Consider the following 533-nt stretch of genomic DNA (forward strand, 5'->3'; position numbering starts at 1 on the left):
GGATTACTGTACCACGCTTGAAACTCTTTATCCGTCATAGCGTTCATCGTTTCCCATGAAAGTGGACCTGTACTCCCTCCTCCACCAGATGCCGTCAAAGTCCGCGCAGAATTCTGACGGCTTTGAAGTTCTGCAACCTGATCGTTGGCTTGTATCGCTTTTGTCTGATAACCAAGGTTTTGTGCTATCCTATAAATCTCTTCTGCCGGATTGAGATCTCTTTGTGCACAAGTCGCTACAATCGTACGCAATTCATTCCTTATGATCTCAGAAATTGTGTTTGGATCTGCATACTCAGGATAAAGTGACGACCAAGAACTCAATTCCTTCGCACGCTTCTCATAAAGAAAATTTGCCGCATCACTAAAATCACTGGATTTATTTTGAAACGACTTAACAGAATTGTTGAAAAACTGACCAAGACGTATATCATGCTGCTGCTGTTCCTCAGCTTGTCTTAGCGCTTCTTTCTGTTCCCTAATATACGCATCCTGCTCTCGAATCTTTGTTCCCATCCAACTCATATAGCCAAT

At 42.8% G+C, this 533-nt stretch carries 1 pseudogene; it reads right to left on the reverse strand.

The features are described 5' to 3' along the window. Positions 1 to 533, reverse strand: a pseudogene (locus tag ACFIK6_RS10295) (hypothetical protein); the annotation flags it as partial.

This window comes from Bartonella sp. AS69XJJH (assembly GCF_042195585.1).
GTDB lineage: Bacteria > Pseudomonadota > Alphaproteobacteria > Rhizobiales > Rhizobiaceae > Bartonella.